We start from the raw sequence: 26,985 nt of genomic DNA, 5'->3' as shown, positions 1-26,985 counted from the left end.
ACTGCCACATCACCGGCAGGACTGCGCCAATAATGCAGCCTCAGACGCGCGCTGACCAGCCGGCGCGCCCCACGCGGTACAGCGACTCAAATCTCGATATCGACCCACAAGCCCTGACGCGGCTGATCTTCCATCAGCGGCACCACCGGCACGGTGTTGTCGGCATTCAGTTCGGTACCGGGCACCGCCAGGTGTTCTTCCGGGTCTTCGTCGGCTTCGCGACGACGGCGATCACGTTCTTGCTGACGGCGCTGCTCTTCACGCGCCAGCAGTCGATCCTCTTCCGGGTCGCGCTTTTGCAGATCGATCGTGCTTTCGTTGGAGCTTTCCTGCACCGGCACCACCGGAGGAATGTCCGGCCGCTGGCGGATCGGATCCTGCTGGGAAGTGATCGGCACAGCGCTCAGGGGGAGCATCGGTGGCAACATATATGGGGTCTCCTGTCAGCAGGCTATCGGCTGCGGCAAAGGCGCCTTGAGCCACTGGTCGAAAATCTGTGACGCACTTGGCACGTGTAGGAGCTGCCGAAGGCTGCGATCTTCATCAGACAGCTCAAACCTCAAGGGTTCTCAAAGATCAAAAGATCGCAGCCTACGGCAGCTCCTACGCCAGTAATCTTTGGCCCTGAAGCCTGCATTCCGTTAAGATAGCCCGCTTTTTCAAGGTGGGAGTCAGGCAGCATGGCGCAGCAGTATCAACCGGGGCAACGCTGGATCAGTGACAGCGAAGCAGAGCTTGGTTTAGGCACCGTTCTGGCACAGGACGGCCGCTTGTTGACCGTGCTTTACCCGGCCACTGGCGAAACCCGCCAGTACGCGCTACGGAATGCGCCCCTGACCCGCGTGCGATTCTCGCCGGGCGACAGCATCACCCACTTCGAAGGCTGGAAGATGACCGTGCAGCAAGTCGACGACGTCGACGGGCTGATGGTCTATCACGGTCTCAACGGGCAGAACGAAGCCGTCACCCTGCCGGAAACCCAGCTGTCGAACTTCATTCAGTTCCGTCTGGCCAGCGACCGTCTGTTCGCCGGGCAGATCGACCCGCTGGCGTGGTTCTCGCTGCGTTACAACACCCTCGAACACACCAGCCGCCAATTGCAATCGTCGCTCTGGGGCCTGGGTGGCGTACGCGCTCAGCCAATCGCGCACCAATTGCACATTGCTCGCGAAGTCGCCGACCGCATCGCGCCGCGCGTTCTGCTGGCGGACGAAGTGGGTCTGGGTAAAACCATCGAAGCCGGTCTGGTGATCCATCGCCAACTGCTCTCGGGCCGCGCCAACCGCGTGCTGATCCTCGTCCCGGAAAACCTCCAGCACCAGTGGCTGGTCGAAATGCGCCGCCGCTTCAACCTGCAAGTTGCGCTGTTCGACGAAGAACGTTTCATCGAAAGCGATGCCACCAACCCGTTCGAAGACACCCAACTGGCGCTGGTCGCGCTGGAATGGCTGGTCGACGACGAAAAGGCGCAAGACGCACTGTTTGCTGCCGGTTGGGATTTGCTGGTGGTCGACGAAGCCCACCACCTGGTCTGGCACGAAGAGAAAGCCAGCGCGGAATATTCGCTGGTCGAGCAACTCGCCGAAGTCATTCCGGGCGTGCTGCTGCTCACCGCCACCCCGGAACAACTCGGCCAGGACAGCCACTTCGCCCGTCTGCGCCTGCTCGACCCGAACCGTTTCCATGACCTGGCTGCCTTCCGCGCCGAGAGCGAGAACTATCGCCCGGTGGCCGAAGCCGTTCAGGAACTGCTCGACAAGGGCCGTCTCTCGGCCAAAGCGCACAAAACCATTCAGGGTTTCCTCGGCAACGAAGGCGAAGCCTTGCTGACCGCTGTCAACGATGGCGACACCGAAGCCAGCGCGCGCCTCGTGCGTGAACTGCTCGATCGTCACGGCACCGGCCGCGTGCTGTTCCGTAATACCCGCGCCGCCGTGCAGGGTTTCCCGGAGCGCAAACTGCACCCGTACCCGCTGCCATGCCCGGACGAATACCTCGAACTGCCGCTGGGCGAACACGCCGAGCTGTACCCGGAGGTCAGCTTCCAGGCCCAGCCGGACGCCAGCGAAGAAGAGCGCTGGTGGAAATTCGACCCGCGTGTCGAGTGGCTGATCGATCAGCTAAAAATGCTCAAGCGCACCAAGGTGCTGGTGATCTGCGCCCACGCCGAAACCGCGATGGACCTGGAAGACGCCCTGCGCGTGCGTTCCGGCATCCCGGCCACGGTGTTCCACGAAGGCATGAACATCCTTGAGCGTGACCGCGCCGCCGCCTACTTCGCCGACGAAGAGTTTGGCGCGCAAGTGCTGATCTGCTCGGAAATCGGCAGTGAAGGTCGCAACTTCCAGTTCGCGCACCACCTGGTGCTGTTCGATCTGCCGTCGCACCCGGACCTGCTCGAGCAGCGTATCGGTCGTCTCGACCGGATCGGCCAGAAACACATCATCGAACTGCACGTACCGTACCTGGAAACCAGCCCGCAAGAGCGCCTGTTCCAGTGGTACCACGAAGCGCTCAACGCGTTCCTCAACACCTGCCCGACTGGCAACGCCTTGCAGCACCAGTTCGGCCCGCGCCTGCTGCCGCTGCTCGAAGAAGCCGACGACAGCGAGTGGCAAGCGCTGATCGACGAAGCACGCACCGAGCGTGAGCGTCTGGAAGCCGAGCTGCACACCGGTCGCGACCGTCTGCTGGAGCTGAACTCCGGCGGCGCTGGCGAAGGTGAAGCGCTGGTCGAGGCCATCCTTGAGCAAGACGATCAGTTTGCCCTGCCGATCTACATGGAAACCCTGTTCGACGCGTTCGGCATCGACAGCGAAGACCATTCGGAAAACGCCCTGATCCTCAAGCCGAGCGAAAAAATGCTCGACGCCAGTTTCCCGCTGGGCGACGACGAAGGCGTGACCATCACCTACGACCGCAACCAGGCGCTGTCGCGCGAAGACATGCAGTTCATCACCTGGGAACACCCGATGGTGCAGGGCGGCATGGACCTGGTGCTGTCAGGTTCGATGGGCAACACCGCTGTCGCACTGATCAAGAACAAAGCCCTGAAGCCGGGCACCGTGTTGCTGGAATTGCTGTATGTCAGCGAAGTGGTCGCGCCGCGTTCGCTGCAACTGGGCCGTTACCTGCCGCCGGCCGCCCTGCGCTGCCTGCTCGACGCCAACGGCAACGACCTGTCGCCACGGGTATCGTTTGAAACGCTGAACGATCAGCTGGAAAGCGTGCCGCGTGCCAGCGCCAACAAGTTCATCCAGGCCCAGCGCGATCAGTTGACGCCACGGATCAACGCCGGTGAAGACAAGATCGCCCCGCGTCACGCCGAGCGCGTGGCCGAGGCCCGCCGCCGTCTGGCAGCCGACACCGACGAAGAACTGGCGCGCCTGACCGCGTTGCAAGCGGTCAACACGACTGTGCGTGACAGCGAACTGGATGCGCTTCGCCAGCAGCGTGAACAGGGTCTGGCGATGCTGGATAAAGCGGCGTTGCGCCTGGAAGCGATTCGGGTGTTGGTGGCGGGTTAATCGCCCTGCTCCAGCGCTGAAAACAACAAGGCCCGCAGCGATGCGGGCCTTTTTTGTTTGCCTGTGATTTTTCAGCTGATGCTGATGGCCTCATCGCTGGCAAGCCAGCTCCCACAGGTTTCGGGTCGTTTACAGATTATGTGTACGACTCGGTCACTGTGGGAGCTGGCTTGCCAGCGATGACGGCTATGCGGTCGCTATTGCAACCTCTGGCTCAACCACAGCCACCAACCCTTCCTTCATCCGCTGCGCATCGCGCACAAAACACCGCGCCGCCAGAAACAGAAAGACCATGGTCAAAAACAGCGCCACCGGAATCAGGTACATCGCATCATGCAGCCCGACTGCCTTGAACGCTTCGGTCATCTGCTCCGCCCCCGCCGCCAGCATCGCCGTGTGCGCAAAATGATCCGACAAGCCCCCCACCACCACCGGCCCCAGACCACCGCCCAGCAGATACAACCCGGCAAAGAACAACGCCATCGCCGTCGCTCGCAGGCGCGGTTCGACCACGTCCTGAATCGCCGTATAAACGCAGGTGTAGAAGTTGTAGGCGAACAGCCAGCCGACGCTAAACACCGCCACGAATACACCGATCTCGATACGCCCGGCGTGCAGCGCCCACGCCGTGCACAGCGTTGAAATGATCAGGCTGAACGCGGCAAACAACAGTCTCCCGTTGGCCACACGCTGGTGAATTTTGTCGGCAATCCAGCCGCCCAGGGTCAAGCCGACCAGCCCGGTCACGCCAACGATAACTCCGGTGGCCACCGCCGCTTCCTGCAACGGCATGAGGAAATAGCGTTGCAGCATCGGCACCAAAAACGAGTTACAGGCATACGTCGCAAAGTTGAAGCACAACCCGGCCATCACCAGCCAGAGAAAAGTCGGCACCGCCAGAATCCGCCGGATCGGCTTGTCGACCTTTTCTTGCGAAACCTGCACGGTTTCCGCCGCCCCGCGCTTCGGCTCTTTAATGAAGAACATGAAAATCGCCAGGATCAGCCCTGGTACTGCGGCAATAAAGAACGGCGCACGCCAGCTGTCGAACGCCTTGACCATCGCCCCGATGGTGAAAAACGCCAACAACAGCCCTAACGGCAAACCGAGCATGAATATGCCCATCGCCCGCGCCCGACGATGGGCAGGAAACAAATCACCGATCAGCGAGTTGGCCGCCGGCGCATAACTGGCTTCACCGATGCCGATGCCCATGCGCACGATCAGGAAGCTCCAGAAACTGCCGACCAGGCCATTGACTGCCGTCAGCGCACTCCACGTCGCCAGGCCCCAGCCCATCAGCTTGCTGCGCGAACCGGTATCGGCCATCCGCCCCAGCGGCAGTCCGGCAATCGCGTACACAATGGTGAATGCGGTACCGACGATGCCCAGTTGAAAGTCACTGAGGTGCCATTCCATGCGGATCGGCTCGATGATGATCGCCGGAATGGTGCGGTCGAAAAAGTTGAACAGGTTGGCGAGGAACAGCAGGAACAGAATGCGCCAGGCATTCGCCGCTTGGGTCGAGTTCTGCATGGGTCCGTCTCTTTATTGTTATAGGGCTTCACTGCCACCGCATCCGAGCCCGGAACCTGCAATCTAGTCAGCCGCGCAAAGGCTGTCTGTGATCATTCGTCTGCCTGATATCGACCCATGGCACTGTAACGAAACGTAAGCCCTTGATAAGCCTGAAATCCCCCGAAAACCGGGGCTTTTGCGGCAAAACCTTGCCACAAAAAAATAGTTTCCTGCCCCCCTTCCCAAGTCTGCGGCAAAGCCTAGAATGGCCGCCGGATCCGTCCGGATCTCCCGATCAATCCCTTTGATACCCTCGCCCATGTCTGAAGTCAGTCCGTGTCTGAATTGCGGTGCCTGCTGTTCCCATTTTCGCGTGTCTTTCTTTTGGGGTGAGTGCGCATCTTCCGGCGGCACGGTGCCTGATGAACTGGTCACACAGATCAGCCCCAGCCGGGTGGCGATGAACGGCACCGACTGCAAATCGCCGCGCTGCACGGCGTTGGTCGGCGAAGTCGGCAGCGAGGTGAAGTGTTCGATTTATGAACTGCGCTCCAGCCCCTGCCGCGAATTCGAGTCGTCGTGGGAAAACGGCGAGCAGAATGTCGATTGCGATAAGGCCCGCGCGCGTTTCGGCTTGCCGCCCCTGCAACCCGATTGGGCGCAAATCCCTTTCGAACAGATCGCTTAAGCTATTAGCGCCAATCGCTATGACGCTAATGCCAAAATCATTAGCGCCAATGTGCCACTACCGCTTGCACGCCGAAATCGGCCTCTATACTCCTGACATTCAACTGCGTTCAACGCGCACTCGGGACGACTTCAGAGACGGGGCATGCTATGGAGTGGCTTGGTTTGCAGTTTGTTGCCGAGCTGCCGGAGAGCGGGCAGGTCATCCTCGATTGCAGTCACAACCCTCTCCTGGTGATGGTTGCGTATCTGGTCGCCTGCGCAGCCAGTTTCGCCACCCTGGATATGGCTGAGCGCGTTGTAAATGCCGAAGATCCGGGATCGCGGCGGATCTGGCGCTGGATCGGCGCGACCTGCCTGGCCGGCGGCATCTGGGCCATGCATTTTATCGGCATGCTGGCTTTCCAGACACCGATCGACATTCAGTACGACCTTGGTATCACCCTTTTCTCGTTGCTGATCGCCCTGCTCGCCTCTTGGCTGGCCATGCAAACTTTGAGCGAAGCGCAGCCGAGTGCGTTGCATTGCTTGAAAACCGCGTTTGTCATCGGCCTGGGCATCGCCGGCATGCATTACGTTGGCATGGCGGCGATGAAGTCGAGCGCCACCGCCTACTATCAGCCAGGACTGTTCGCGCTGTCTGTGGCGATCGCCATCGGCGCCAGTTTCGCCGCGCTGTGTGTGGCCCGCTATCTGAGCGAAGGCAGCGGCGTGGCGCATCAGTTGCTCAAGTACGGCGCTGCGCTGATTCTCGGCGCTGGCATCATCAGCATGCATTTCACCGGCATGGCTGCGCTGGATCTGGTTCTTCCCGAGGGAGGCCTGACAGCGAGCGGCGGCGATAACGGGCATCTGCAACTGGGCCTGACCGTGGCGCTGATCATCCTGCTGATCCTTGGCAGTGCGATCAGTGCGGCGCTGGCCGACAAGAAACTGCAGAACAAAGAAGAGGACCTGCGCCGCGTCAACGCCCTGCTCAGCCAGCTCGATCAGGCGCGCATGTCGCTGCAACAAGCGGCCAACTACGACGCCCTGACCAACCTGATCAACCGCCGCGGGTTCAACCAGATCTTCGCCGAGAAACTCTGCCAGAAAGCCACCGAGGGCGGCATGCTCGCGGTGATGTTTCTCGACATCGACCACTTCAAGCGGATCAACGACAGCCTCGGCCATGACGCCGGTGACGAACTGCTCAAAGTCATCGCCCAGCACATCAAAGGCTCGGTGCGCAGCCATGAAGACGTGGTCGCGCGTTTCGGCGGCGACGAGTTCTGCATCCTCATCAATCTGCGTGACCGCGAAGAAGCCCGCAACATGGCCCAGCGCATCATGCTCAAGATGAAGGAGCCGATCGAACTGGCCGGACGCCGCATGGTGATGACCACCAGCATCGGCATCAGTCTGTTTCCGGAGGATGGCAGCACCTGCGAAGAATTGCTCAAACACGCGGATCTGGCGCTGTATCAATCCAAAGGCGCGGGGCGCAACGGCCTGCATTTTTTCAGTTCCAACCTCAAGACCCGCGCCAGCTTCGAGCTGCAACTGGAGGAAGAATTGCGCCACGCTTTGCGCGAAGAAAACGGCCTGACGCTGTATTACCAACCAATCTTCGAACTGAAGACCGGCCGCGTCACCAAGCTTGAAGCACTGATCCGCTGGCAGCATCCACTGCACGGGTTGCTGACCCCGGATCGCTTTATCTCTATCGCCGAAAATAATGGCCTGATTGCCGAACTGGATAATTGGGTGCTGCGCCGGGCCTGCAAGGATCTGGGCGAACTCTCGCGGCATGGCTGCGAAGAACTGAAAATTGCCTGGAACTGCTCTCCGCTCAACCTCACCCGGGAAGAACTGGCCACGGAAATCGAAAGCGCATTACGCACCGCCGGGGTGGCGCCGGGACGGCTGGAACTGGAAGTCACCGAAAACGCGTTGATGGGCAACATTGCCAACACCCTGGTGCTGCTGCGTCAGATTCGTGCGCTCGGTGTGTCGTTGTCGATCGACGACTTCGGCACCGGTTATTCCTCGCTGGCCTACCTCAAACGCCTGCCGCTCAACACCCTGAAAATCGACCGCTCGTTTATCCTCGACATTCCCACGGCGACCGCCGACATGGAGATCGTCCAGGCGATCATCGTTATGGCGCACACCCTGCATTTACAGGTGGTGACCGAAGGCGTGGAAAGTCTGGAGCAGTACGAATTCCTTGAACGCTCGGGCTGCGATTTCATCCAGGGTTACCTGCTCAGTCGCCCCGTGCCGCTGGACGAGTTGCGCCCGGTGCTGGAAGAAATCAATCAGCGCAAGCATTCACACACGGTCAATCCGCTGATTCTGGCGCGCGGTACATTTGCACCAGTGTCGCTGGATCCTGCGCCAAATAGCCTTGCGCCCCATGCAGGCGCATCAGTTGTGCGGCCAATCCGCTGATCGGCGTCGCCGAACCCTGTTCGCGGGAGAATTTGACGGCGGTGTCGAGATCCTTGAGCAATGTGCGCACGTGCCATTTGATCGGTTCGAAACGGCTGTCAGCCATTTGCGGGGCGAGGATCTGCAACGGTTTGGAGTCGGCAAAACCACCGGCCAGCGCTTCGGCGATCAGGCTCGCATCGACCCCCGCTTGCTCGGCGAGCGCCACCACCTCGGCAATCACCAGCGCGTTGCAGGCGACGATCATCTGATTGCAGGCCTTGGTCACCTGCCCCGCACCGATGCCGCCCATGTGCGTGACGCGCTGACCGAGATTGAGCAACACCGGGCGCACCCGCTCAAGATCCGCAGCGTCACCACCGACCATGATTGCCAGACTGCCCGCCTCGGCACCCACCACGCCACCGGACACCGGTGAGTCCAACCAGGCCATGCCGGTTTTCTCCGCCAGTTCTGTGGCCATCTCGCGCGTGGCGGTCGGCTCAAGACTGGAAAAATCCACCAGCAACTGGCCTCTCTTCGCGCCTTCGGCAACACCAACAGGGCCAAACACCACCTCGCGAACCACCGCCGTATCGGCCAGACACAGCATCACCACGTCAGCGTGTTCGCACAGTTCAGCGGGGCTCGCTACCTGTCGCGCGCCGGCCTCGACCAATGGCGCGCACTTGGCCGGGTTGCGGTTCCACACGGTCAGCGGATAACCCGCCGCCAACAAACGCCGGCACATGGGCAGGCCCATCAGACCGATTCCGGCGAACCCCAACGAAGGTAGCGTTGACATCATTTTGCCTCTTTTCGATTAAAGATCGCCGAATAATGGCCGATTCATCAACGATCAGGAAAGGATTCCCCCCAGCGACAGTCAGGCCAAAAACCTGATGCTCGGGCTCAATTCGCGCACAAAGACGCGAGATCTTATTCCGTGAGGTTCGCAGGCAAAAGCCCACGAGCCAACCCAGTCCAGGTATATGGCGCACAATGACTTCTAAAAACAATCCCGCCACTGCGGTATCCGATCTGACTTTGAGCCCCGCCGCCAACAGCCCGTCACCGTCGAAGCCATTGCTGCCGTCGCGCCCGCTGTCGACTCAGCAATACCTGTACTTCACCGAAACCAATACCGACCGCATCCTCGACAACCTCGACGGTTTGCGTGATCTGGTGTTCCCGCGCCCGCCGCACCTGGAAGGCGATAACGAACAGCACAACGACCAGGAATTCCCGTCTGTGTGCCTGATCGGCCTCGGTCGCTGCGGCTCCAACATCGCGCTCGATGTCGCGGAGCTGGTGTACAACGCGCGCAAGTTTTACCTCAACGAATTCAACAACGAAGACCGCGCGGCAGATCGGCGTCTGGCCGACAAGGGCTACAGCCCGGCCCAGTGGATCAAGAACAACCTGCGGATCGGCCCGAACAAATCGACCAAACCGGTGTTCCTGGTCGAACCGCTGGTGATGCTCGGCGACCTCGACAAGGACATCGCCGGGCGCATCCGTTTCTCGCGTAAGGGCGAGAAAAGCGGCTTCCTGCGCGACTACAGCAAAATGAAGATCATGGACTTGTCCGAAGTCCACGCCGGTGGCGCCGGTAACGCGCCGATCCTCGGCCAGTACCTGGCGAAGATCATCCTCAACAAGGACACCCAGCGCTTCTCTAGCCCTGACTGGAAAATGATCCATTCGTACCTGATCGACAGCTGCGGCATCAAGGCCAACCAGTCGCGCCTGTATTTCTCGATCTTCAGTGCCGGCGGCGGTACCGGTTCCGGCATGGCTTCGGAGTTCGGTCTGGCCCAACAGCACTCGTACATGAACAAGACGTTCGACACCAAGCCGATGGATGAGCATGACGGCAAGAGCGGGCATTCGTTCGTGTTCGAACCGATCTTCACCAGCGGCATCTGCGTGCTGCCGAACATCTCCGATCACCGCAGCGAAATGTCCGAGGCGCTGCACATCAACGCCGGTCGCCTGCTGTGCAAATATCTTTCGGAAGAGTGGGATTTCTCCTACAACTTCGCCAATGAAGACAGCAGCGAAGCCAGCGTCATGGGCCGTATCCGCCCTTGGAACGCGATGATGCTGATCTCCAACGACATCATGCGTTACGCCGAAGAAAGCGATGACGGCAACATCCAGAACATTGATGTCAATGCGATGGAGAAGCACGCCAATCAATACATCTCGCAGCAGATCTTCAACATTCTGACAGCGCAGGCCGTCACCACCGACTACGACCAGAACTACTTCCGCCGCGCCGGCATCGACATCGGCGAAACCATTCGCCTCGACGCCAACGACCTGTTCATGAGTCTGGCCGGCCCGGTGGCAATTGCCTACGCCGAATCGGTGGTGCCGGAAACCCCGCCACCGAGCAGCGACAAGTTCAAGGTGTTCGACAAAGAGCCGCAGCGCCTGAACATCGACGACCTGTTCTTCCGCTCGATCGACCTGCCGCACTTCAACAAAGTCACCCAGGCGATTGAAGGCATCAGTCTGTTGCCGATTGAGTCCAAGCGTTATCGCGCTTCGCTGGAGCAGTACAAGAATTCCGGCTACGACGCTGCCGCGCTGCACGACCTGCACTTCTTCAAGAACTGCTCGTCGGTGGTCTCGATTGTCTCGTTGCCGAAAGACTACAAGCTGTCGTACATGGACCTGAACCGGTTGAAGACTCACCTCAACAGCCTGTTCCCCAACACCACGCTCAAGCGTTACGCGCTGGTGATCGGCGCCTCGGCCAACCTCTCGCTGACCACCCTGATCGCGAAGAGCCCGTGCCTGTCGGATGACTTCCTGACCTTGATCGTGGCGTTTATCAAGCGCTGCTTCGCGAAGAACCCGTACCGTTTCGACGAGACCCTGGACAACTCGATCCTCGATTTCATCATCAACGAAGAGTTCGACGAAGACCGCATCGACGACCTGCTCAACGAATTCGAGAACCCGGCGAAGATCCTCGACACTAACTGGTATGCAATAAAACCGATGTACGAGAAGAAGTATCGCGAGTTGATCAACGACAAAGAGAAGTTTGTCTCGATCAACGACATTCGTTTGTCGCGTGATTGCGTGAAGAAGTCGATCAAGTACCTGCGCGAGATTTACCGTCACCGGATTGGCAAGACCAAGGTTATTTCCCTCAATAACCATACCGGCAAGTCGTTCTCGGTCTGATCTGATCTGATCTGAGAACGAGTCGCCCCATTCGCGAGCAGGCTCGCTCCCACAGGGGAATACATTCCAAATGTGGGAGCGAGCCTGCTCGCGAAGAGGCCTTCAAATTCACTGAAGATTTCGGCCTTTCCAATATCCAGAAACAATTAAGCAGCCGTTAGGCTGCTTACTAAACTGTTCCCGTTACGTTTACGTCACCGTGAGCCCGCCTGCGCTTGTGGTGTTTCTCTACGGCAACGTGCCATCACGCTACTCCGCTACACACTTTTCGCTGATGGCTGGTCGCACTATCACGGTGCGACGTCAGCAGCGACTGCCCTTTCCTGGATCATAATCCACGGCGAAACCACCACCGCCCACAACGACGGATCGCGCTCGAAAAGATCCAGCGCCCGCGTTTCAGACAGCTTGGCGAGTCTGTCTTCGGCCAGCCAGGCAGCCACTTTCTCGCCATCATCCGACGCCACGGCCTCGGCAGCGGCGATCAAATCCAGCGCAGGGTCGACCCACAATAGGGCACCCTTGGCGAAGAACGGCTCCAACTCTTTCCAGGTAATAGATGCGGTTTCACCAAGCAGCTTGGCATAGAGGGTGCTAGGTTCTTGATTCATGGGTGCTGTCCGGAAAAGAAATCGACGCGAATAATAACGTCGGTGGTCCGCCAGCAAAACCCGGTTGCAAATGGCTGCACCGAACGAAAAGAGCAGGAACGCCAGGGAATGCTGCTGATTGGGATATATGCCCACGAACGCCCCGCCGCAATTCTGTCTTTTTCATTCAAAAATGCGACACCCCGAAGTTTTGCCCCTCGGCGCCCGCTTCCCAGGCTGACAACCGGCGCTCTACACTGTACCGGTACAGTTGCCGGGGGCATTTCCGGAGGGTATCGCAAAGATATCTGACCCGGTTCTGCTGCTACGGCGCCAGAACTCAAAAAAATTACAACAGTAAGAGTGGAGCACTATGACTAAGGCTACTAAGCAGATTTCCAAACTGTTTGCCGCTATGGTTCTGGCCGGGGTTGCCAGCCATTCGTTCGCAGCTGACACCATCAAAATCGGTATCGCCGGTCCTAAAACCGGTCCTGTAGCCCAGTACGGCGACATGCAGTTCAGTGGCGCGAAAATGGCCATCGAGCAAATCAACGCCAAGGGCGGTGTCGACGGCAAGAAGCTCGAAGCCGTTGAATACGACGATGCCTGCGATCCGAAACAAGCGGTAGCGGTCGCGAACAAGGTCGTCAACGACGGCGTCAAGTTCGTGGTTGGTCACCTGTGCTCCAGCTCCACTCAACCGGCTTCGGACATCTACGAAGACGAAGGCGTGATCATGATCACCCCGGCTGCCACCAGCCCGGACATCACCGCCCGTGGTTACAAAATGATCTTCCGCACCATCGGTCTGGACAGCGCCCAGGGCCCTGCCGCCGGTAACTACATTGCCGATCACGTCAAACCGAAAATCGTTGGCGTGCTGCACGACAAACAGCAGTACGGTGAAGGCATCGCCACCGCTGTGAAATCGACCCTCGAGAAGAAAGGCACCAAGGTTGCCGTGTTCGAAGGCGTCAACGCCGGCGACAAAGACTTCTCGGCGATCATCGCCAAACTCAAACAAGCCAACGTCGACTTCGTTTACTACGGCGGCTACCACCCGGAGCTGGGTCTGATCCTGCGTCAAGCCCAGGAAAAAGGCCTGAAAGCCAAGTTCATGGGTCCGGAAGGCGTGGGTAACGACTCGATCACCCAGATCGCCAAAGACGCGGCCGAAGGCCTGCTGGTGACCCTGCCGAAATCCTTCGACCAGGATCCAGCCAACATTGCCCTGGCTGATGCTTTCAAGGCGAAGAAAGAAGATCCGAGCGGCCCGTTCGTGTTCCCTTCCTACTCGGCGGTTGAAGTGATTGCCGAAGGCATCAAGGCAGCCAAGTCCGAAGACGCGACCAAAGTGGCTGAAGCCATTCATGCCGGTACCTTCAAGACGCCTACTGGCGATCTGAGCTTCGACGCCAAGGGCGACTTGAAAGACTTCAAATTCGTAGTCTACGAGTGGCACAACGGCAAGCCGAAAACCGAAGTGTCACCTCAGTAAGGCGCTGCCTGACTGACTGCCAATAAAGCCCACGGCGTGCCGTGGGCTTTGTTTTACGAATGTATTGGGCCGCGCTGGCGTGATCCGCCAGTCTCCCCACCTGAAAATCTCAAAACCGTCATCAGCGGTTCGCTGGCAAAACCCGGATTCGAAGTGGATAAAGATCCACGGGGCCGGGCGGGAAAATGACTCCACCAGTGAAATGCGTATCAGGTTTTTAGGAGCGCTGTAATGCCTGACATCTATCACTTCTTCCAACAGCTGGTTAACGGCCTGAACGTTGGCAGCATGTATGCCCTGATCGCCATCGGCTACACGATGGTCTACGGCATCATTGGAATGATCAACTTCGCCCACGGCGAGGTGTACATGATCGGTTCCTACGTGGCGTTCATCGCCATCGCCGGGCTGACCATGATGGGACTCGACAGTGTCCCGCTGTTGATGACCGCAGCGTTTATCGCCAGCATCGTCGTCACCAGTTCCTACGGTTACAGCATCGAACGCATTGCCTACCGCCCGTTGCGCGGCAGCAACCGTCTGATCCCGCTGATTTCCGCAATCGGTATGTCGATCTTCCTGCAGAACACCGTTCTGCTGGCGCAAGACTCCAAGGACAAAGCTATCCCCAACCTGATTCCGGGCAACATTGCCTTCGGCCCAGGTGGCGCACAAGAAGTGCTGATTTCCTACATGCAGATCGTGGTGTTCGTGGTGACCCTGATCGCCATGCTCGGCCTGACCCTGTTCATCTCCCGCTCTCGCCTGGGTCGCGCCTGCCGCGCCTGCGCCGAAGACATCAAGATGGCCAACCTGCTCGGCATCAACACCAACAACATCATTGCCCTGACCTTCGTCATCGGTGCCGCGCTGGCGGCCGTTGCGGCTGTGCTGCTGAGCATGCAGTACGGCGTAATCAACCCGAACGCCGGTTTCCTCGTCGGCCTCAAAGCCTTCACCGCAGCGGTACTGGGCGGTATCGGCAGCATCCCCGGCGCCATGCTCGGCGGGCTGGTGCTTGGGGTGGCGGAAGCCTTTGGTGCCGATATCTTCGGCGACCAGTACAAGGACGTCGTGGCTTTCGGCCTGTTGGTTCTGGTGCTGTTGTTCCGTCCGACCGGCATTCTGGGCCGTCCGGAGGTTGAGAAAGTATGACTAGGAATCTTAAACAGGCGCTGTTCAGCGCTTTGCTGGTGTGGGCCGTGGCCTACCCGGTACTCGGTCTGAAACTGACCATCGTCGGCATCAACCTGGAAGTGCACAACACCAGCCCGGCCGTGCTGGCGACCATCGCCATCTGCTCGGTACTGATGTTCCTGCGCGTGCTGTTCAATCAGCAGATCAGCAAGGCCTGGCGATCCTCGCCGGGCTTGCCGCTGATTCCGGCCAAGGCCAGCAACTTCCTGACCCTGCCGACCACCCAGCGCTATTTCATCATTGCGCTGATCCTGGTGGCGCTGGTGTGGCCGTTCTTCGGCTCGCGTGGCGCGGTGGACATCGCGACGCTGATCCTGATCTACGTGATGCTCGGCCTCGGCCTGAACATCGTCGTAGGTCTGGCCGGTCTGCTTGACCTCGGTTACGTCGGCTTCTACGCCGTCGGCGCCTACAGCTACGCGCTGCTGTCGCACTACTACGGCCTGAGCTTCTGGATCTGCCTGCCGATTGCCGGCCTGATGGCGGCGACGTTCGGTTTCCTGCTGGGCTTCCCGGTGCTGCGTTTGCGCGGTGACTATCTAGCGATCGTAACCCTCGGCTTCGGCGAGATCATCCGTCTGTTCCTGCGTAACCTGACCGACATCACCGGTGGCCCGAACGGCATCAGCAACATCGAGAAACCGACGTTCTTCGGCCTGACCTTCGAACGTAAGGCCGCGGAAGGCATGCAAACCTTCCACGAGTATTTCGGTCTGCAATACAACTCGATCAACAAGGTGATCTTCCTCTACCTCGTTGCCCTGTTGCTGGCACTGGCCGCACTGTTCGTCATCAACCGCCTGCTGCGCATGCCGATCGGCCGTGCCTGGGAAGCGCTGCGTGAAGACGAAATCGCCTGCCGTGCGCTGGGGCTGAATCCGACGATCATCAAGCTGTCCGCCTTCACCCTCGGCGCTGCGTTCGCCGGTTTCGCCGGTAGCTTCTTCGCTGCACGTCAGGGTCTGGTGACGCCGGAGTCGTTCACCTTCATCGAGTCGGCGATCATCCTCGCCATCGTCGTGCTGGGTGGCATGGGCTCGCAACTGGGCGTGATTCTCGCGGCCGTGGTGATGATCCTGTTGCCGGAAATGATGCGTGAGTTCAGTGAGTACCGCATGTTGATGTTCGGTGCCCTGATGGTGTTGATGATGATCTGGCGTCCACAAGGTCTGCTGCCGATGCAACGCCCACACATGGAGTTGCGAAAATGAGCCGCGAGATCCTTAAAGTCGAAAACCTGAGCATGCGCTTCGGCGGCTTGCTGGCGGTCAACGGTGTGGCCCTGACCGTCAAAGAAAAACAAGTGGTTGCATTGATCGGGCCGAACGGCGCGGGCAAGACCACTGTGTTCAACTGCCTGACCGGTTTCTATCAGCCCACCGGCGGCAGCATCCTGCTGGACGGCGAGCCGATCCAAGGCCTGCCGGGCCACAAGATCGCCCTCAAAGGCGTGGTGCGCACCTTCCAGAACGTGCGCTTGTTCAAGGACATGACCGCGGTCGAAAACTTGTTGATCGCCCAGCACCGTCACCTGAACACCAACTTCCTGGCCGGTCTGTTCAAGACCCCGGCGTTCCGCAAAAGCGAGCGCGAGGCCATGGAATTTGCCGAGTACTGGCTGGAAAAGGTCAACCTCAAAGAGTTCGCCAACCGTACCGCCGGCACCCTGGCCTACGGTCAGCAACGGCGTCTGGAAATCGCTCGCTGCATGATGACCCGTCCACGGATCCTCATGCTCGACGAACCGGCGGCCGGTCTGAACCCGAAGGAAACCGAAGACCTCAAGGCGCTGATCGGCGTGCTGCGTGAAGAGCACAACGTCACCGTGCTGCTGATCGAACACGACATGAAACTGGTCATGAGCATTTCCGACCACATCGTCGTGATCAACCAGGGCACGCCTCTGGCCGACGGCACACCGGAACAGATCCGCGACAATCCTGAAGTGATCAAAGCCTACCTGGGGGAAGCGTAAATGCTGCAGTTCGAAAACGTTTCCACCTTCTACGGCAAGATCCAGGCCCTGCACAGCGTCAACGTCGAAGTCCGTCAGGGCGAGATCGTGACCCTGATCGGCGCCAACGGTGCCGGCAAGTCCACGCTGCTGATGACGCTCTGCGGTTCACCGCAAGCGCACAGCGGCAGCATCCGCTACATGGGTGAGGAACTGGTCGGCCAGGACTCGTCGCAGATCATGCGCAAGAGCATCGCCGTGGTGCCGGAAGGTCGTCGGGTATTCGCCCGTCTGACCGTTGAAGAAAACCTCTCCATGGGCGGCTTCTTCACCGACAAGGGCGACTATCAGGAACAAATGGACAAGGTGCTCGGCCTGTTCCCGCGCCTGAAAGAACGCTTCAACCAGCGCGGCGGCACCATGTCCGGCGGCGAACAGCAAATGCTCGCCATCGGCCGTGCGCTGATGAGCAAGCCGAAACTGCTGCTGCTCGACGAGCCGTCGCTGGGCCTGGCACCGATCATCATCCAGCAGATTTTCGACATCATCGAAATGCTGCGCAAGGATGGTGTGACGGTGTTCCTGGTCGAGCAGAACGCCAACCAGGCGCTGAAAATCGCTGACCGCGCCTACGTTCTGGAGAACGGCCGTGTGGTCATGCAAGGCACCGGTGAAGCGCTGCTGACCGACCCGAAAGTACGCGAGGCGTACCTCGGCGGTTGATGTGTTTCGCCCAACAAAAAAACGGCCTTCGGGCCGTTTTTTTTGTGCCTGTACGATTTTCAGATTCTCCAAAAATCCCTTGTAGGAGTGAGCCTGCTCGCGATGGCGTAGTGTCATTCAACATCATCGGCGTCTGACACGACGCCATCGCGAGCAGGCTCACTCCTACAGGTATTTGCATTTTTTCAAAAAGATTTTGAGGGGGCTGTAACGTAACCCTACCGCGTTTCTCTAGAGGGGTAAGCAAGCGCAACCGCGCTTGTAAAAACCCTGAACAAGACTGGAGAAACATCATGACTGCTACCACTCGCACCCTGTCCGCCACTGCCCTGGTTCTGGCCCTCGGTTCTGCCCTGAGCATGGCTGCTGTATCGACCGTCCACGCCGCTGACGCCGACATGGAAAAATGCTTCGGCGTGGCCATGAAAGGTCACAACGATTGCGCCGCAGGCGCAGGCACCACTTGTGCCGGCACGTCGAAAACGGACTACCAAGCCAACGCCTGGAAACTCGTTCCGAAAGGCACCTGCGCCACCACCGAGAGCAAGACCTCGCCGACCGGTTTCGGTCAGATGGAAGCGTTCAAAGCCAAGTCCTGATCCGCGAACTGCCTGAGTGACGATCATGCTCACCCTCAATGACCATGCCCAACCCCGCACTCAGGCAGCCCTCTCCGGGCTCCCGCCCCGTGCCGGGCTGGGACTCAAGACCGGGCACTTTCGTGAAGTGCTCGGCTCACAACCGGACATCGGCTTCTTCGAAGTCCACGCCGAAAACTACATGGTGGCCGGCGGTCCGTTTCATCATTTTCTCGGTTTGATCCGCGAGCAGTATCCGCTGTCGCTGCACGGTGTCGGCTTGTCCATCGGTGCTGAAGAGCCGCTGGATGAACAGCACCTCAAGCGCCTCGCCGAACTGATTCGGCGCTATCAACCGCAATCCTTTTCCGAGCATCTGGCCTGGTCGAGCCACGGCCCGGTGTTTCTCAATGACCTGCTGCCACTGGCCTATGACACGCCGACGCTGAACCGCGTCTGCGAACATATCGATCAGGTGCAGAACACCCTCCAACGACCCATGCTGCTGGAGAATCCGGCAACCTATCTGGCGTTCGAGCGCTCGACGATCGATGAGGCAGACTTCATCGCAGAGGTCATTCGCCGCTGCGGCTGTGGCCTGTTGCTCGACGTCAACAATGTCTACGTTTCCTGCGTGAACCATCAGCGTGATCCGTTGGCGTATCTCGATGCCCTGCCCCTGCACAGGGTCGGCGAGATTCACCTGGCCGGTTTTGCCGAAGATAGCGACAGCCTCGGCGACCGTTTGCTGATCGATGATCACGGCGCGCCGATCGATCAAGCCGTCTGGGGTTTGTACCGGCAAGTGCTGCAGCGCACCGGCCCGGTGGCGACATTGATCGAACGCGACAATCAAGTGCCGGCGTTCACGGTGCTGCTGTCCGAGGCGCAACAGGCTGATGCGCTTTTGCGCGATGCCGGAGGCCGCACATGAGCACTCAACGCGCTTTCGCGGCTGCGCTCATCGACACGCGGCTGCCCTGCCCCGAAGGTCTGTGCAGTGCCAACGGCGCTGATCCGGCGAGCCGTTTCGCGGTGTATCGCAACAACGTGCAGGGCTCGCTGAGCAATGCGTTGGGCGACAGCTATCCGGTGGTTGCGCAATTGGTGGGCGAAGAATTCTTCCGCGCCATGGCGGCCGTTTTCGTACAACAGCAACCGCCGCAAAGTCGGTTGATGAGCCGCTACGGCGAACAATTGGCGGACTTCATTGCAGCGTTTGAACCGGCCGGCAGCGTGCCTTATCTGGCCGACGTGGCGCGCCTTGAGCACCTGCGCACCCTCGCCTATCACGCCGCCGACGCCCTGCCCGTCCGGCCAGAAGAAATCACGGCAGCACTGACTGATGCGCAAACGCTGAGTGAGCTGCGCCTCGACCTTCATCCCTCCCTGCACCTGCTCGACTCAACCTATGCCGTGGTGGCGATCTGGGGCGCACATCAACACGACGCGACACTGGAGGACATCGACATCAACCAAAGGCAACACGCGCTGGTATTGCGCAATGGCCTGGACGTCGAAGTGTTTGCCGTTGACCCCGGCGCCAGTACGTTTATCCGCAACCTGATCGATGGCCAGCCACTGCTGAAAGCGGCGGAAAACAGCCCTGAGTTCGACCTCGCGCAAACCCTTGGCTTGCTGATCGCGCACAACGCCATTACCCACTTGAATAACAAGGAACTGCCATGAAAACGCTCATCACCCGCGCCATTGCGCTGCTGGAAAAAATCCCCCACAGCCTGATCGCGTTCATTGCGCGTTTCTCGATTGCCGCGGTGTTCTGGAAGTCAGGACAGACCAAGGTTGAAGGTTTGGCCATTGATTTGATTGACGGCACTTTTCAACTCGGCTGGCCACGTCTGGCCGACTCGACGATTCCGTTGTTCAAGAGCGAATACCACGTGCCGTTATTGTCGCCAGAGATTGCCGCGCACATGGCCGCGTTCGCCGAGCACTTTTTTCCGCTGCTGATTCTGATCGGCTTCGCTACGCGTTTTTCGGCGTTGGCGCTGTTGGGGATGACCCTGACCATTCAACTGTTTGTGTATCCCGATGCCTATCCGACCCACGGCACCTGGGCGGCGGTGTTGCTGTACCTGATGGCGACGGGGCCGGGCAAGTTGTCGATTGATCATCTGATCGCCCGCCATTTCGCCAACTGAACGCCGACCTGTAGGAGCTGCCGAAGGCTGCGATCCTTTGATCTTGCTTTGAAAAAAAAAAAATCAAAAGATCGCAGCCTTCGGCAGCTCCTACATGGGGTTTATGTTCATATGATCAGCGCTGGAGGCGATCCAGCGCCTCACCGCTGCGTCTGAACCAGCCGATCAGATAGTCAGCGAGTACTTGCGTGCGCTTCGGCAGTCCGCCCTGATACGGATGCACCAGGTACATCGGCATGCGCCGGGTCTGAAAATCGCGCAGGAGCCAGCGCAATCGACCGTCAGCCAATTCCGCTTGCAGCAAGTAGGAAGGCAGTCGCGCGATACCGGCACCGCTAAGCGCGGCTTTCTTCAGCAAGTTGTAATGGTTGCTGGCAAACGGTCCCGACACCCGCACCCGCAGCAATTCGTGTTGCTGGTGATAAAGCCATTCCTCACGCCCGCTGTAGTGGCTGTTGAGTAAGCACCGATGCTCGGCCAGTGCCTGCGGGGTCAACGGTTCACCGAAGCGTTCGAGGTAAGCCGGGCTCGCGCAGGTCATTTCCTGCCATGCCAGTAACGGTTTGGCGACCAGTCGCTCGTCGTTGGCCACTTCGCTACGGATCGCCAGATCAAACCCGTCCCGAGACAAATCGCGGTAACTGTTATTCAACTCAAGCTCGATCTGCACCTCGGGGTATTTGTGCGAGAACTCCAACAACAGACCATCAAAGAAGGTTTCGCCCAGCGACACCGGCACGGTCATACGCACCGGTCCGGCCATATCGTCCTTCAATCGCGCCAATGCCTGACGCGCTTTTTCGACCTGGACTACAAGCGCCTGCGCCTGCGGCAGTAACGCAGCGCCCGCCGCAGTCAGGCTCAAGCGCCGGGTGGTGCGTTGCAGCAACACAACGGAAAACTGCGCTTCGAGCTGGCTGATGCGTTTGGACAACTGGCCCTTGCTGCAACCCAACTGCTGCGCCGCCAAAGTGAAACTGCCCGCTTCGATCAACACCGCGAACGCCGCCAGATCATCCATTTCGCTCATGGATTGTTTCCATTTGAAAACCAAAGGTTGCCTATTAGCGCGCTTATCCACAGAAAAAACCACTCTAGACTGAAACCTCGTTCAATCACTTGAGGTACGGCACGATGAAGATTCTGTTGATAGGCGCTAGCGGCACCATTGGTTCAGCGGTGGACAAAGAACTGTCGCAACGCCATGAAGTCATCCGCATTGGCCGCACCAGCGGTGACTTGCAGGTGGATATCAGCGACAGCGCATCGATCCGCAAATTGTTCGAAAAGACCGGCAAGTTCGATGCACTGGTCTGCGCTGCCGGAAACGTGACCTTCGCACCGCTGGGTGAGATGACTGAAGACAGCTTCGCCCTCGGGCTTAAAGACAAACTGATGGGCCAAGTCAATCTGCTGCTGATCGGTCGCGAATTCGCCAATGACGGCGCGTCATTCACCTTCACCACCGGAGTGCTCAGCCACGATCCGATTCGCAGCGGTGCCTCGGCAGCGCTGGTCAACGGCGCCCTCGACAGCTTCGTCCGCGCCGCCGCGATCGAATTGCCACGCGGCCTGCGAGTGAACTCGATCAGCCCGACCGTACTGCTGGAAGCCATGGGTAGCTACGCCCCGTATTTCCGTGGTTACAAGCCGGTTCCTGCGGCGGATGTGGCGCTGGCCTACGCGAAAAGTGTCGAAGGCTTGCAGACAGGTCAGACATTTCACGTGGGCTAAACCCTTGTGATGAACGGTCAGGCTGCGTAACGTGGCGGCACTTGTCTGGAGAGCCGAAGATGCGTGTTGCCCGTTCGTTAGTCGTTATTGCCCTGCTGCCGTTGTTTGCCGCTTGCCAGTTGTTCGATGGCCAGCGAGAAAGTGCCTCGCACGTCGGGCAGACGCGGATGCAGGGGCAACTGACCGCCGCTGACGGCAAACTGGTGTTCCAGCCATGCCAGGATCAGCGCCAACTCGTCGTCAATGACATGGGTGGCACCAGCATTCTGCAGGAAGCCGCGACCCTCGCGGACGAGCAAGGCAAACTGTTTGCCGACGTTCGCGGCAAAGTCGCCGGTGATCGACTCGATCTGACGCAGCTGTATCGCGTCGAACGCTCCGGCACTGCCTGCGATGACCCCAACTTCAAACTGCTGATCCTGCGCGCCACCGGCCATGGCCCGGAGTGGAATGTCAAAGTCAGCGGCAAAGGCATGGTCATCGACCGCGAAGGTCAGCCGCCACTTGCTGTGCCGTATATTGAAGATCAATTGGGCGATGGCCGCTTCAATCTGAGCAGCGAAGCCAACAACCAGCGCATCGAATTGTGGGTCGCACCGCAACGCTGCGTCGACAGCAGCACCGGCAGCGTGCAGCACATGAGCGCCGAGTTGCGCATCGACGGCCAGGTGCAGCGTGGTTGCGGGTATTTCGGCGGATCGCGCAACGACTGAGCGTTTTAGCCTCACCGGATCCGGCCTTTGCGGCTTATAATCGCGGCCTTCAAACGCCCTGGCGCAGTTGTGCGCCCCGCGAACCCGGATCCTCGCCATGTTACGAATCACTGAACTCAAGCTGCCAATCGACCATCCCGAAGAAGACCTGCGCGTTGCCATCGTGCAACGCCTGGGCATCGCCAGCGATGATTTGCTCGATTTCACCTTGTTCAAGCGCAGCTACGATGCGCGCAAAAAGTCCTCCGAACTGTGCTTCATCTACACCATCGACCTCAACGTACGCGACGAGGCCAACGTGTTGGGCAAGTTCGCCGATGACCGTAACGTCAACGTGGCGCCGGATGTCAGCTACAAATTCGTCGGTCAGGCGCCGAGCGACCTGAGCCAGCGTCCGATCGTTGTCGGTTTCGGCCCGTGCGGGATCTTCGCCGGCCTGCTGCTGGCGCAAATGGGCTTCAAGCCGATCGTCCTCGAACGCGGCACCGAAGTCCGCCAGCGCACCAAAGACACCTGGGGCCTGTGGCGTAAAAGCGTGCTCAACCCGGAATCCAACGTGCAGTTTGGCGAAGGCGGTGCGGGCACGTTCTCCGACGGCAAGCTGTACAGCCAGATCAAGGACCCGAAGTTTCTCGGCCGCAAAGTCCTGCACGAGTTCGTCAAGGCCGGTGCACCGGAAGAAATCCTCTACGTCAGCAAGCCGCACATCGGTACGTTCCGTCTGACCGGCATGGTTGAAAACATGCGCGAGCAGATCCGCGAACTGGGCGGCGAAGTGCGTTTCCAGGAGCGCGTCAGCGACGTGCTGATCGAAGACGGCCAACTGGTCGGCGTGCAACTGGCCAGCGGCGAAACCCTGCATTCGAAACACGTGGTTCTGGCCCTCGGCCACAGCGCCCGCGACACTTTCCGCATGCTCCACAGTCGTGGCGTGTTCATGGAAGCCAAGCCGTTCTCGGTGGGTTTCCGTATCGAACACCCGCAATCGCTGATCGACCGTGCGCGCCTGGGCAAGTACGCCGGCCACCCGAAACTCGGGGCTGCCGACTACAAACTGGTGCACCACGCCAAGAACGGCCGCTCGGTCTACAGCTTCTGCATGTGCCCGGGCGGCACCGTGGTCGCGGCGACTTCCGAGCCGAATCGCGTGGTCACCAACGGCATGAGCCAGTACTCGCGTAACGAGCGCAATGCCAACTCAGGCATCGTTGTCGGGATTACGCCGGAAGTCGATTACCCGGGCGGCCCGCTGGCCGGGATCGAGTTGCAGGAACGCCTGGAATCCCACGCCTTTATCCTCGGCGGCAGCGATTACAAGGCGCCGGCGCAACTGGTTGGCGACTTCATCAACGACATCCCATCGACCGAACTGGGCGAAGTCGAGCCGTCGTACAAACCGGGGGTGGCGCTGGGTGATCTGGCCTTGGCCTTGCCGGATTTTGCGATTGAAGCGATTCGCGAAGCCTTGCCAGCGTTCGAGAAGCAGATTCGCGGTTATTCGTTACACGATGCAGTGTTGACTGGCATCGAGACGCGCACCTCTTCGCCATTGCGGATTACCCGTAACGAAACGCTGCAGAGCATGAACGTGAAGGGCTTGTTCCCGGCCGGTGAAGGCGCGGGTTATGCGGGCGGGATTCTGTCGGCAGGTGTTGACGGGATTCGCATTGCCGAAGCCGTGGCGCGGGACATCCTCGGCCTGACTGACTGACACAAAACCCTGTAGGAGTGAGCCTGCTCGCGATAGCGGTACTCCATTCAACATTGATGTTGAATGGAGTACCGCTATCGCGAGCAGGCTCACTCCTACAGTTGATTTCGCTGCATCAGATATTGGCGCGCTGTACTGAAGTCGGCAGCGCCTCACCCCGCTCGGCACTCGCCGCCACTGCGTCGATCAATCCAGCCAGCTCATACCCCTGCGCCTTCAGCCAATCCTGATCGTAATAGGTGTCGGCATACCGCTCGCCGCCATCGCACAGAATCGCCACGATCGACCCCGACTCCCCCGCCGCTTTCATCTGCTGCGCCGCCATCAACGCACCGATCAGATTGGTCCCGCTCGACCCGCCAACATGCCGTCCCAGGCGCTGCGCCAGATAATGCATGGCGGCCAGCGACAAGGCATCCGGCACTTTGACCATTGCATCAATCACCTTCGGCAGGAACGACGCCTCAACGCGCGGCCGGCCAATGCCTTCAATGCGCGAACCGCAGTCCAGGCGCAAACTCGCATCGCCCGTTTGGTAGTAATCGAAGAACACCGAACGCTCGGCATCGGCGCACAACACGCGGGTGCAATGCTGGCGATAGCGCACGTAACGACCCAGGGTCGCGGTGGTGCCGCCGGTGCCGGGGCTGGAAATCAGCCAGCTCGGTTCCGGGTGTTTCTCGTAGCGCATCTGCTGGAAGATCGATTCGGCAATGTTGTTGTTCGCGCGCCAGTCAGTGGCACGTTCGGCGTAGGTGAACTGGTCGATGAAGTGGCCGCCATGTTCGCGGGCCAGGCGCTCGGATTCGGCATAGATCTGCGTCGGATCTTTCACCAGATGGCTCTGGCCACCGTAGAAAGCGATCTGCGCAATCTTCTCTTTGGAGGTGGTCGCCGGCATCACTGCAATGAATGGCAATCCGAGCATCCGCGCGAAATACGCTTCGGAAATCGCCGTCGAACCGCTGGACGCCTCGATCACCGGCGCGCCGGGTTTCAGCCAGCCGTTACACAATGCATAGAGAAACAGCGAACGAGCCAGCCGATGCTTGAGGCTGCCGGTTGGATGACTGGACTCATCCTTGAAATACAACTCGATACCCGCAAAACCTGGCAGCGGCAAAGGGATCAGGTGGGTGTCGGCGCTGCGCTGAAAATCCGCCTCGATGATGCGGATGGCTTCGCGGGCCCACTGTCGGTTGTCGCTCATGGTGATGGTTCTCGTTGGATCGGCAGGAGATGAAGCTGTTAGAAAGGCTCACTTATCAGCTTAGGAAAAATCCTATAGCGCGCACAGATACAGCTGAGTCTCAATATGTCAGGCAACTGCTAGGCTCAGCGTGGCTTGAGCCAGACACCTTGTAACGACATATAACAAAAAAGAATATAACTTTTGTTTTAACAACTAACAGTACGGGTTAGGGTGTCCCACCTTTTGACTTTATCGATGGAGAGCGACCTTGCCTCTGCGTAGCACTTTCACGCGTTTCTTTCAGTTGGAAGCTGCCAGCGGTCTGTTATTGATCGCCGCGGCCATCCTGGCTCTGATTATCAACAACTCGCCGCTGTCGTGGCTGTACACCGGCCTGCTCGACACCCCGGTGGTGGCGCAGATCGGTGCGTTGAAAATCGCTAAACCCCTACTGCTGTGGATCAACGACGGTCTGATGGCGATGTTCTTCCTGCTCATCGGCCTGGAAGTGAAGCGCGAAGTCCTTGACGGTCAGCTGTCTAAACCGTCGCAGATCGTCCTGCCCGGTGCAGCCGCGATCGGCGGCATGCTGGTGCCGGCGCTGATCTACTGGTTCCTCAACCGCGACAATCCGGCAGCCCTCGACGGCTGGGCAATCCCGACCGCGACCGACATCGCCTTCGCCCTCGGCGTGCTTGCACTGCTCGGCAAGCGCGTACCGGTGTCGCTGAAACTGTTCCTGATGACCCTGGCGATCATCGATGACCTCGGCGCCATCGTGATCATCGCCATCTTCTACTCCGGCGAACTCTCGACTCTTTCCCTGGGCCTTGCAGCAGCGTGCATCGCGGCGCTGGTGGCGATGAACCGGCTCGGGGTGGTCAAGCTTGGGCCGTACATGATCATCGGTTTGATCCTCTGGGTCTGCGTACTGAAGAGTGGTGTCCACGCAACGCTGGCTGGCGTAACCCTGGCCTTCTGCATCCCGCTGCGCACGAAAAACGCCGAACCGTCGCCGTTGCTGACCCTCGAACATGCGCTGCACCCATGGGTGGCCTACGGCATCCTGCCGCTGTTCGCCTTCGCCAACGCCGGCCTGTCGCTGAGCGGTGTCACCGTGGAAAGCTTCACTCACCATGTGCCGATGGGCATCGCGGTGGGCCTGCTGCTGGGCAAGACCGTCGGCGTGTTCGGCCTGACTTGGCTCGCGGTCAAAACCGGCATCGCCGCCCTGCCCCAAGGTGCCAACTGGGGTCAGGTGCTGGGCGTGGCGATCCTGTGCGGCATTGGCTTCACTATGAGCCTGTTTGTCGGCTCGCTGGCGTTTGAACCGGGTGTGAGTGATTACGCTGGCATGGACCGGATGGGGATTTTGACCGGGTCGATTCTGGCGGCGTTGATTGGTTATGCGGTGACGGCGGCGGCGAGTCGCAAGAACTCCCAACCGATATAACCTCTGTGGCGAGGGTCAAGCACCCTCGCCACAAACTTCCTGCGTTCCCGTTACACAGCGAACAATCCTCACGTCTTTAGCGACGCGTCCTACAGCCACCATTTTCCTGCTTCGTTAACGTTGCGCAGCCCT

Annotated in this window: 23 protein-coding genes; 17 read left to right on the top strand and 6 right to left on the bottom strand. The window is 59.5% G+C overall.

Annotation, left to right across the window (positions count from 1 at the left end; genetic code table 11):
* Positions 1-86: 86 nt before the first annotated feature.
* A complete protein-coding gene (locus J0G10_RS07620) occupies positions 87-428 on the bottom strand; it encodes a hypothetical protein (protein WP_003222394.1) in 342 nt (113 codons plus the stop codon).
* Positions 429-680: 252 nt separating this feature from the next.
* Between J0G10_RS07620 and rapA the strand changes: the two genes are divergently transcribed.
* Positions 681-3,527, top strand: a complete 2,847-nt coding sequence (gene rapA / locus J0G10_RS07615) for an RNA polymerase-associated protein RapA (RefSeq protein WP_220558241.1) — start codon at positions 681-683, stop codon at positions 3,525-3,527.
* Positions 3,528-3,713: 186 nt separating this feature from the next.
* Here rapA and J0G10_RS07610 read toward each other — a convergent pair whose 3' ends face one another.
* A complete protein-coding gene (locus tag J0G10_RS07610) occupies positions 3,714-5,063 on the bottom strand; it encodes a spinster family MFS transporter (protein WP_220558240.1) in 1,350 nt (449 codons plus the stop codon).
* Positions 5,064-5,364: 301 nt separating this feature from the next.
* Between J0G10_RS07610 and J0G10_RS07605 the strand changes: the two genes are divergently transcribed.
* Both J0G10_RS07605 and J0G10_RS07600 read left to right on the top strand, forming a co-directional pair.
* Entirely contained in the window at positions 5,365-5,733 is a 369-nt protein-coding gene (locus tag J0G10_RS07605) for a YkgJ family cysteine cluster protein (RefSeq protein ID WP_034155003.1), read from the top strand.
* 149 nt (positions 5,734-5,882) lie between these two features.
* Positions 5,883-8,165, top strand: coding sequence for a putative bifunctional diguanylate cyclase/phosphodiesterase (locus J0G10_RS07600; protein ID WP_220558239.1), 2,283 nt, complete (start codon positions 5,883-5,885; stop codon positions 8,163-8,165).
* Here the strand turns inward: J0G10_RS07600 and J0G10_RS07595 are convergent.
* A complete protein-coding gene (locus tag J0G10_RS07595) occupies positions 8,056-8,952 on the bottom strand; it encodes an NAD(P)-dependent oxidoreductase (RefSeq protein ID WP_176471292.1) in 897 nt (298 codons plus the stop codon). The genes J0G10_RS07600 and J0G10_RS07595 overlap by 110 nt on opposite strands.
* Before the next feature lie 194 nt (positions 8,953-9,146).
* On the opposite strand from J0G10_RS07595, the gene J0G10_RS07590 reads away from it, so the two are divergent.
* A complete protein-coding gene (locus J0G10_RS07590) occupies positions 9,147-11,345 on the top strand; it encodes a hypothetical protein (protein WP_095049146.1) in 2,199 nt (732 codons plus the stop codon).
* 290 nt (positions 11,346-11,635) lie between these two features.
* Here J0G10_RS07590 and J0G10_RS07585 read toward each other — a convergent pair whose 3' ends face one another.
* Positions 11,636-11,956: a DUF2288 domain-containing protein gene (locus J0G10_RS07585; RefSeq protein ID WP_095125615.1), complete on the bottom strand. Its 321-nt coding sequence runs from the start codon at positions 11,954-11,956 to the stop codon at positions 11,636-11,638.
* A 352-nt stretch (positions 11,957-12,308) separates the two neighbouring features.
* Here J0G10_RS07585 and J0G10_RS07580 point away from each other — a divergent pair, with 352 nt between their 5' ends.
* The 9 genes from J0G10_RS07580 (at position 12,309) to J0G10_RS07540 (ending at position 20,050) form a co-directional block, all read left to right on the top strand.
* Entirely contained in the window at positions 12,309-13,436 is a 1,128-nt protein-coding gene (locus tag J0G10_RS07580; RefSeq protein ID WP_016986598.1) for a branched-chain amino acid ABC transporter substrate-binding protein, read from the top strand.
* Between the two features lie 231 nt (positions 13,437-13,667).
* Positions 13,668-14,591, top strand: coding sequence for a high-affinity branched-chain amino acid ABC transporter permease LivH (livH, locus tag J0G10_RS07575; protein ID WP_007918526.1), 924 nt, complete (start codon positions 13,668-13,670; stop codon positions 14,589-14,591).
* A complete protein-coding gene (locus J0G10_RS07570) occupies positions 14,588-15,844 on the top strand; it encodes a high-affinity branched-chain amino acid ABC transporter permease LivM (RefSeq protein ID WP_093438700.1) in 1,257 nt (418 codons plus the stop codon). Before livH ends, J0G10_RS07570 begins: the two co-directional genes overlap by 4 nt.
* Positions 15,841-16,608 carry a high-affinity branched-chain amino acid ABC transporter ATP-binding protein LivG gene (livG, locus tag J0G10_RS07565; protein WP_041478028.1) on the top strand — a complete coding sequence of 256 codons (768 nt, stop codon included), beginning with the start codon at positions 15,841-15,843 and terminating at the stop codon, positions 16,606-16,608. The genes J0G10_RS07570 and livG overlap by 4 nt, the downstream gene beginning before the upstream one ends.
* On the top strand, positions 16,609-17,310 hold the full coding sequence (locus tag J0G10_RS07560; protein ID WP_008082262.1) for an ABC transporter ATP-binding protein: 702 nt from the start codon (positions 16,609-16,611) through the stop codon (positions 17,308-17,310).
* 293 nt (positions 17,311-17,603) lie between these two features.
* Positions 17,604-17,909, top strand: a complete 306-nt coding sequence (locus J0G10_RS07555; RefSeq protein ID WP_095049143.1) for a BufA1 family periplasmic bufferin-type metallophore — start codon at positions 17,604-17,606, stop codon at positions 17,907-17,909.
* A 25-nt stretch (positions 17,910-17,934) separates the two neighbouring features.
* Positions 17,935-18,822: an MNIO family bufferin maturase gene (bufB, locus tag J0G10_RS07550; protein WP_095125616.1), complete on the top strand. Its 888-nt coding sequence runs from the start codon at positions 17,935-17,937 to the stop codon at positions 18,820-18,822.
* A complete protein-coding gene (locus tag J0G10_RS07545) occupies positions 18,819-19,577 on the top strand; it encodes an HvfC/BufC N-terminal domain-containing protein (protein ID WP_220558238.1) in 759 nt (252 codons plus the stop codon). The genes bufB and J0G10_RS07545 overlap by 4 nt, the downstream gene beginning before the upstream one ends.
* The gene (locus J0G10_RS07540; protein ID WP_095125618.1) at positions 19,574-20,050 is read left to right on the top strand and encodes a DoxX family protein; all 477 of its coding nucleotides are present in this window, start codon (positions 19,574-19,576) and stop codon (positions 20,048-20,050) included. The genes J0G10_RS07545 and J0G10_RS07540 overlap by 4 nt, the downstream gene beginning before the upstream one ends.
* A 115-nt stretch (positions 20,051-20,165) precedes the next feature.
* Here the strand turns inward: J0G10_RS07540 and J0G10_RS07535 are convergent, their stop codons facing one another.
* On the bottom strand, positions 20,166-21,080 hold the full coding sequence (locus J0G10_RS07535; RefSeq protein WP_095049139.1) for a LysR family transcriptional regulator: 915 nt from the start codon (positions 21,078-21,080) through the stop codon (positions 20,166-20,168).
* Between the two features lie 104 nt (positions 21,081-21,184).
* Here J0G10_RS07535 and J0G10_RS07530 point away from each other — a divergent pair, with 104 nt between their 5' ends.
* The 3 genes from J0G10_RS07530 (at position 21,185) to J0G10_RS07520 (ending at position 24,208) form a co-directional block, all read left to right on the top strand.
* A complete protein-coding gene (locus J0G10_RS07530) occupies positions 21,185-21,784 on the top strand; it encodes a short chain dehydrogenase (RefSeq protein WP_095049138.1) in 600 nt (199 codons plus the stop codon).
* A 59-nt stretch (positions 21,785-21,843) separates the two neighbouring features.
* On the top strand, positions 21,844-22,497 hold the full coding sequence (locus tag J0G10_RS07525) for a COG3650 family protein (RefSeq protein ID WP_095125620.1): 654 nt from the start codon (positions 21,844-21,846) through the stop codon (positions 22,495-22,497).
* A gap of 97 nt (positions 22,498-22,594) precedes the next feature.
* Positions 22,595-24,208, top strand: a complete 1,614-nt coding sequence (locus tag J0G10_RS07520; protein ID WP_150775290.1) for an NAD(P)/FAD-dependent oxidoreductase — start codon at positions 22,595-22,597, stop codon at positions 24,206-24,208.
* A 115-nt stretch (positions 24,209-24,323) separates the two neighbouring features.
* Here J0G10_RS07520 and J0G10_RS07515 read toward each other — a convergent pair whose 3' ends face one another.
* On the bottom strand, positions 24,324-25,418 hold the full coding sequence (locus tag J0G10_RS07515) for a PLP-dependent cysteine synthase family protein (protein ID WP_095049135.1): 1,095 nt from the start codon (positions 25,416-25,418) through the stop codon (positions 24,324-24,326).
* A gap of 250 nt (positions 25,419-25,668) precedes the next feature.
* On the opposite strand from J0G10_RS07515, the gene nhaA reads away from it, so the two are divergent.
* Positions 25,669-26,853: a Na+/H+ antiporter NhaA gene (gene nhaA, locus J0G10_RS07510; RefSeq protein ID WP_095049134.1), complete on the top strand. Its 1,185-nt coding sequence runs from the start codon at positions 25,669-25,671 to the stop codon at positions 26,851-26,853.
* The last annotated feature ends 132 nt before the right edge of the window (positions 26,854-26,985 follow it).

It is taken from the genome of Pseudomonas germanica, from assembly GCF_019614655.1.
GTDB lineage: Bacteria > Pseudomonadota > Gammaproteobacteria > Pseudomonadales > Pseudomonadaceae > Aquipseudomonas > Aquipseudomonas neuropathica.
This window is presented reverse-complemented; position numbering and strand designations above follow the sequence as displayed.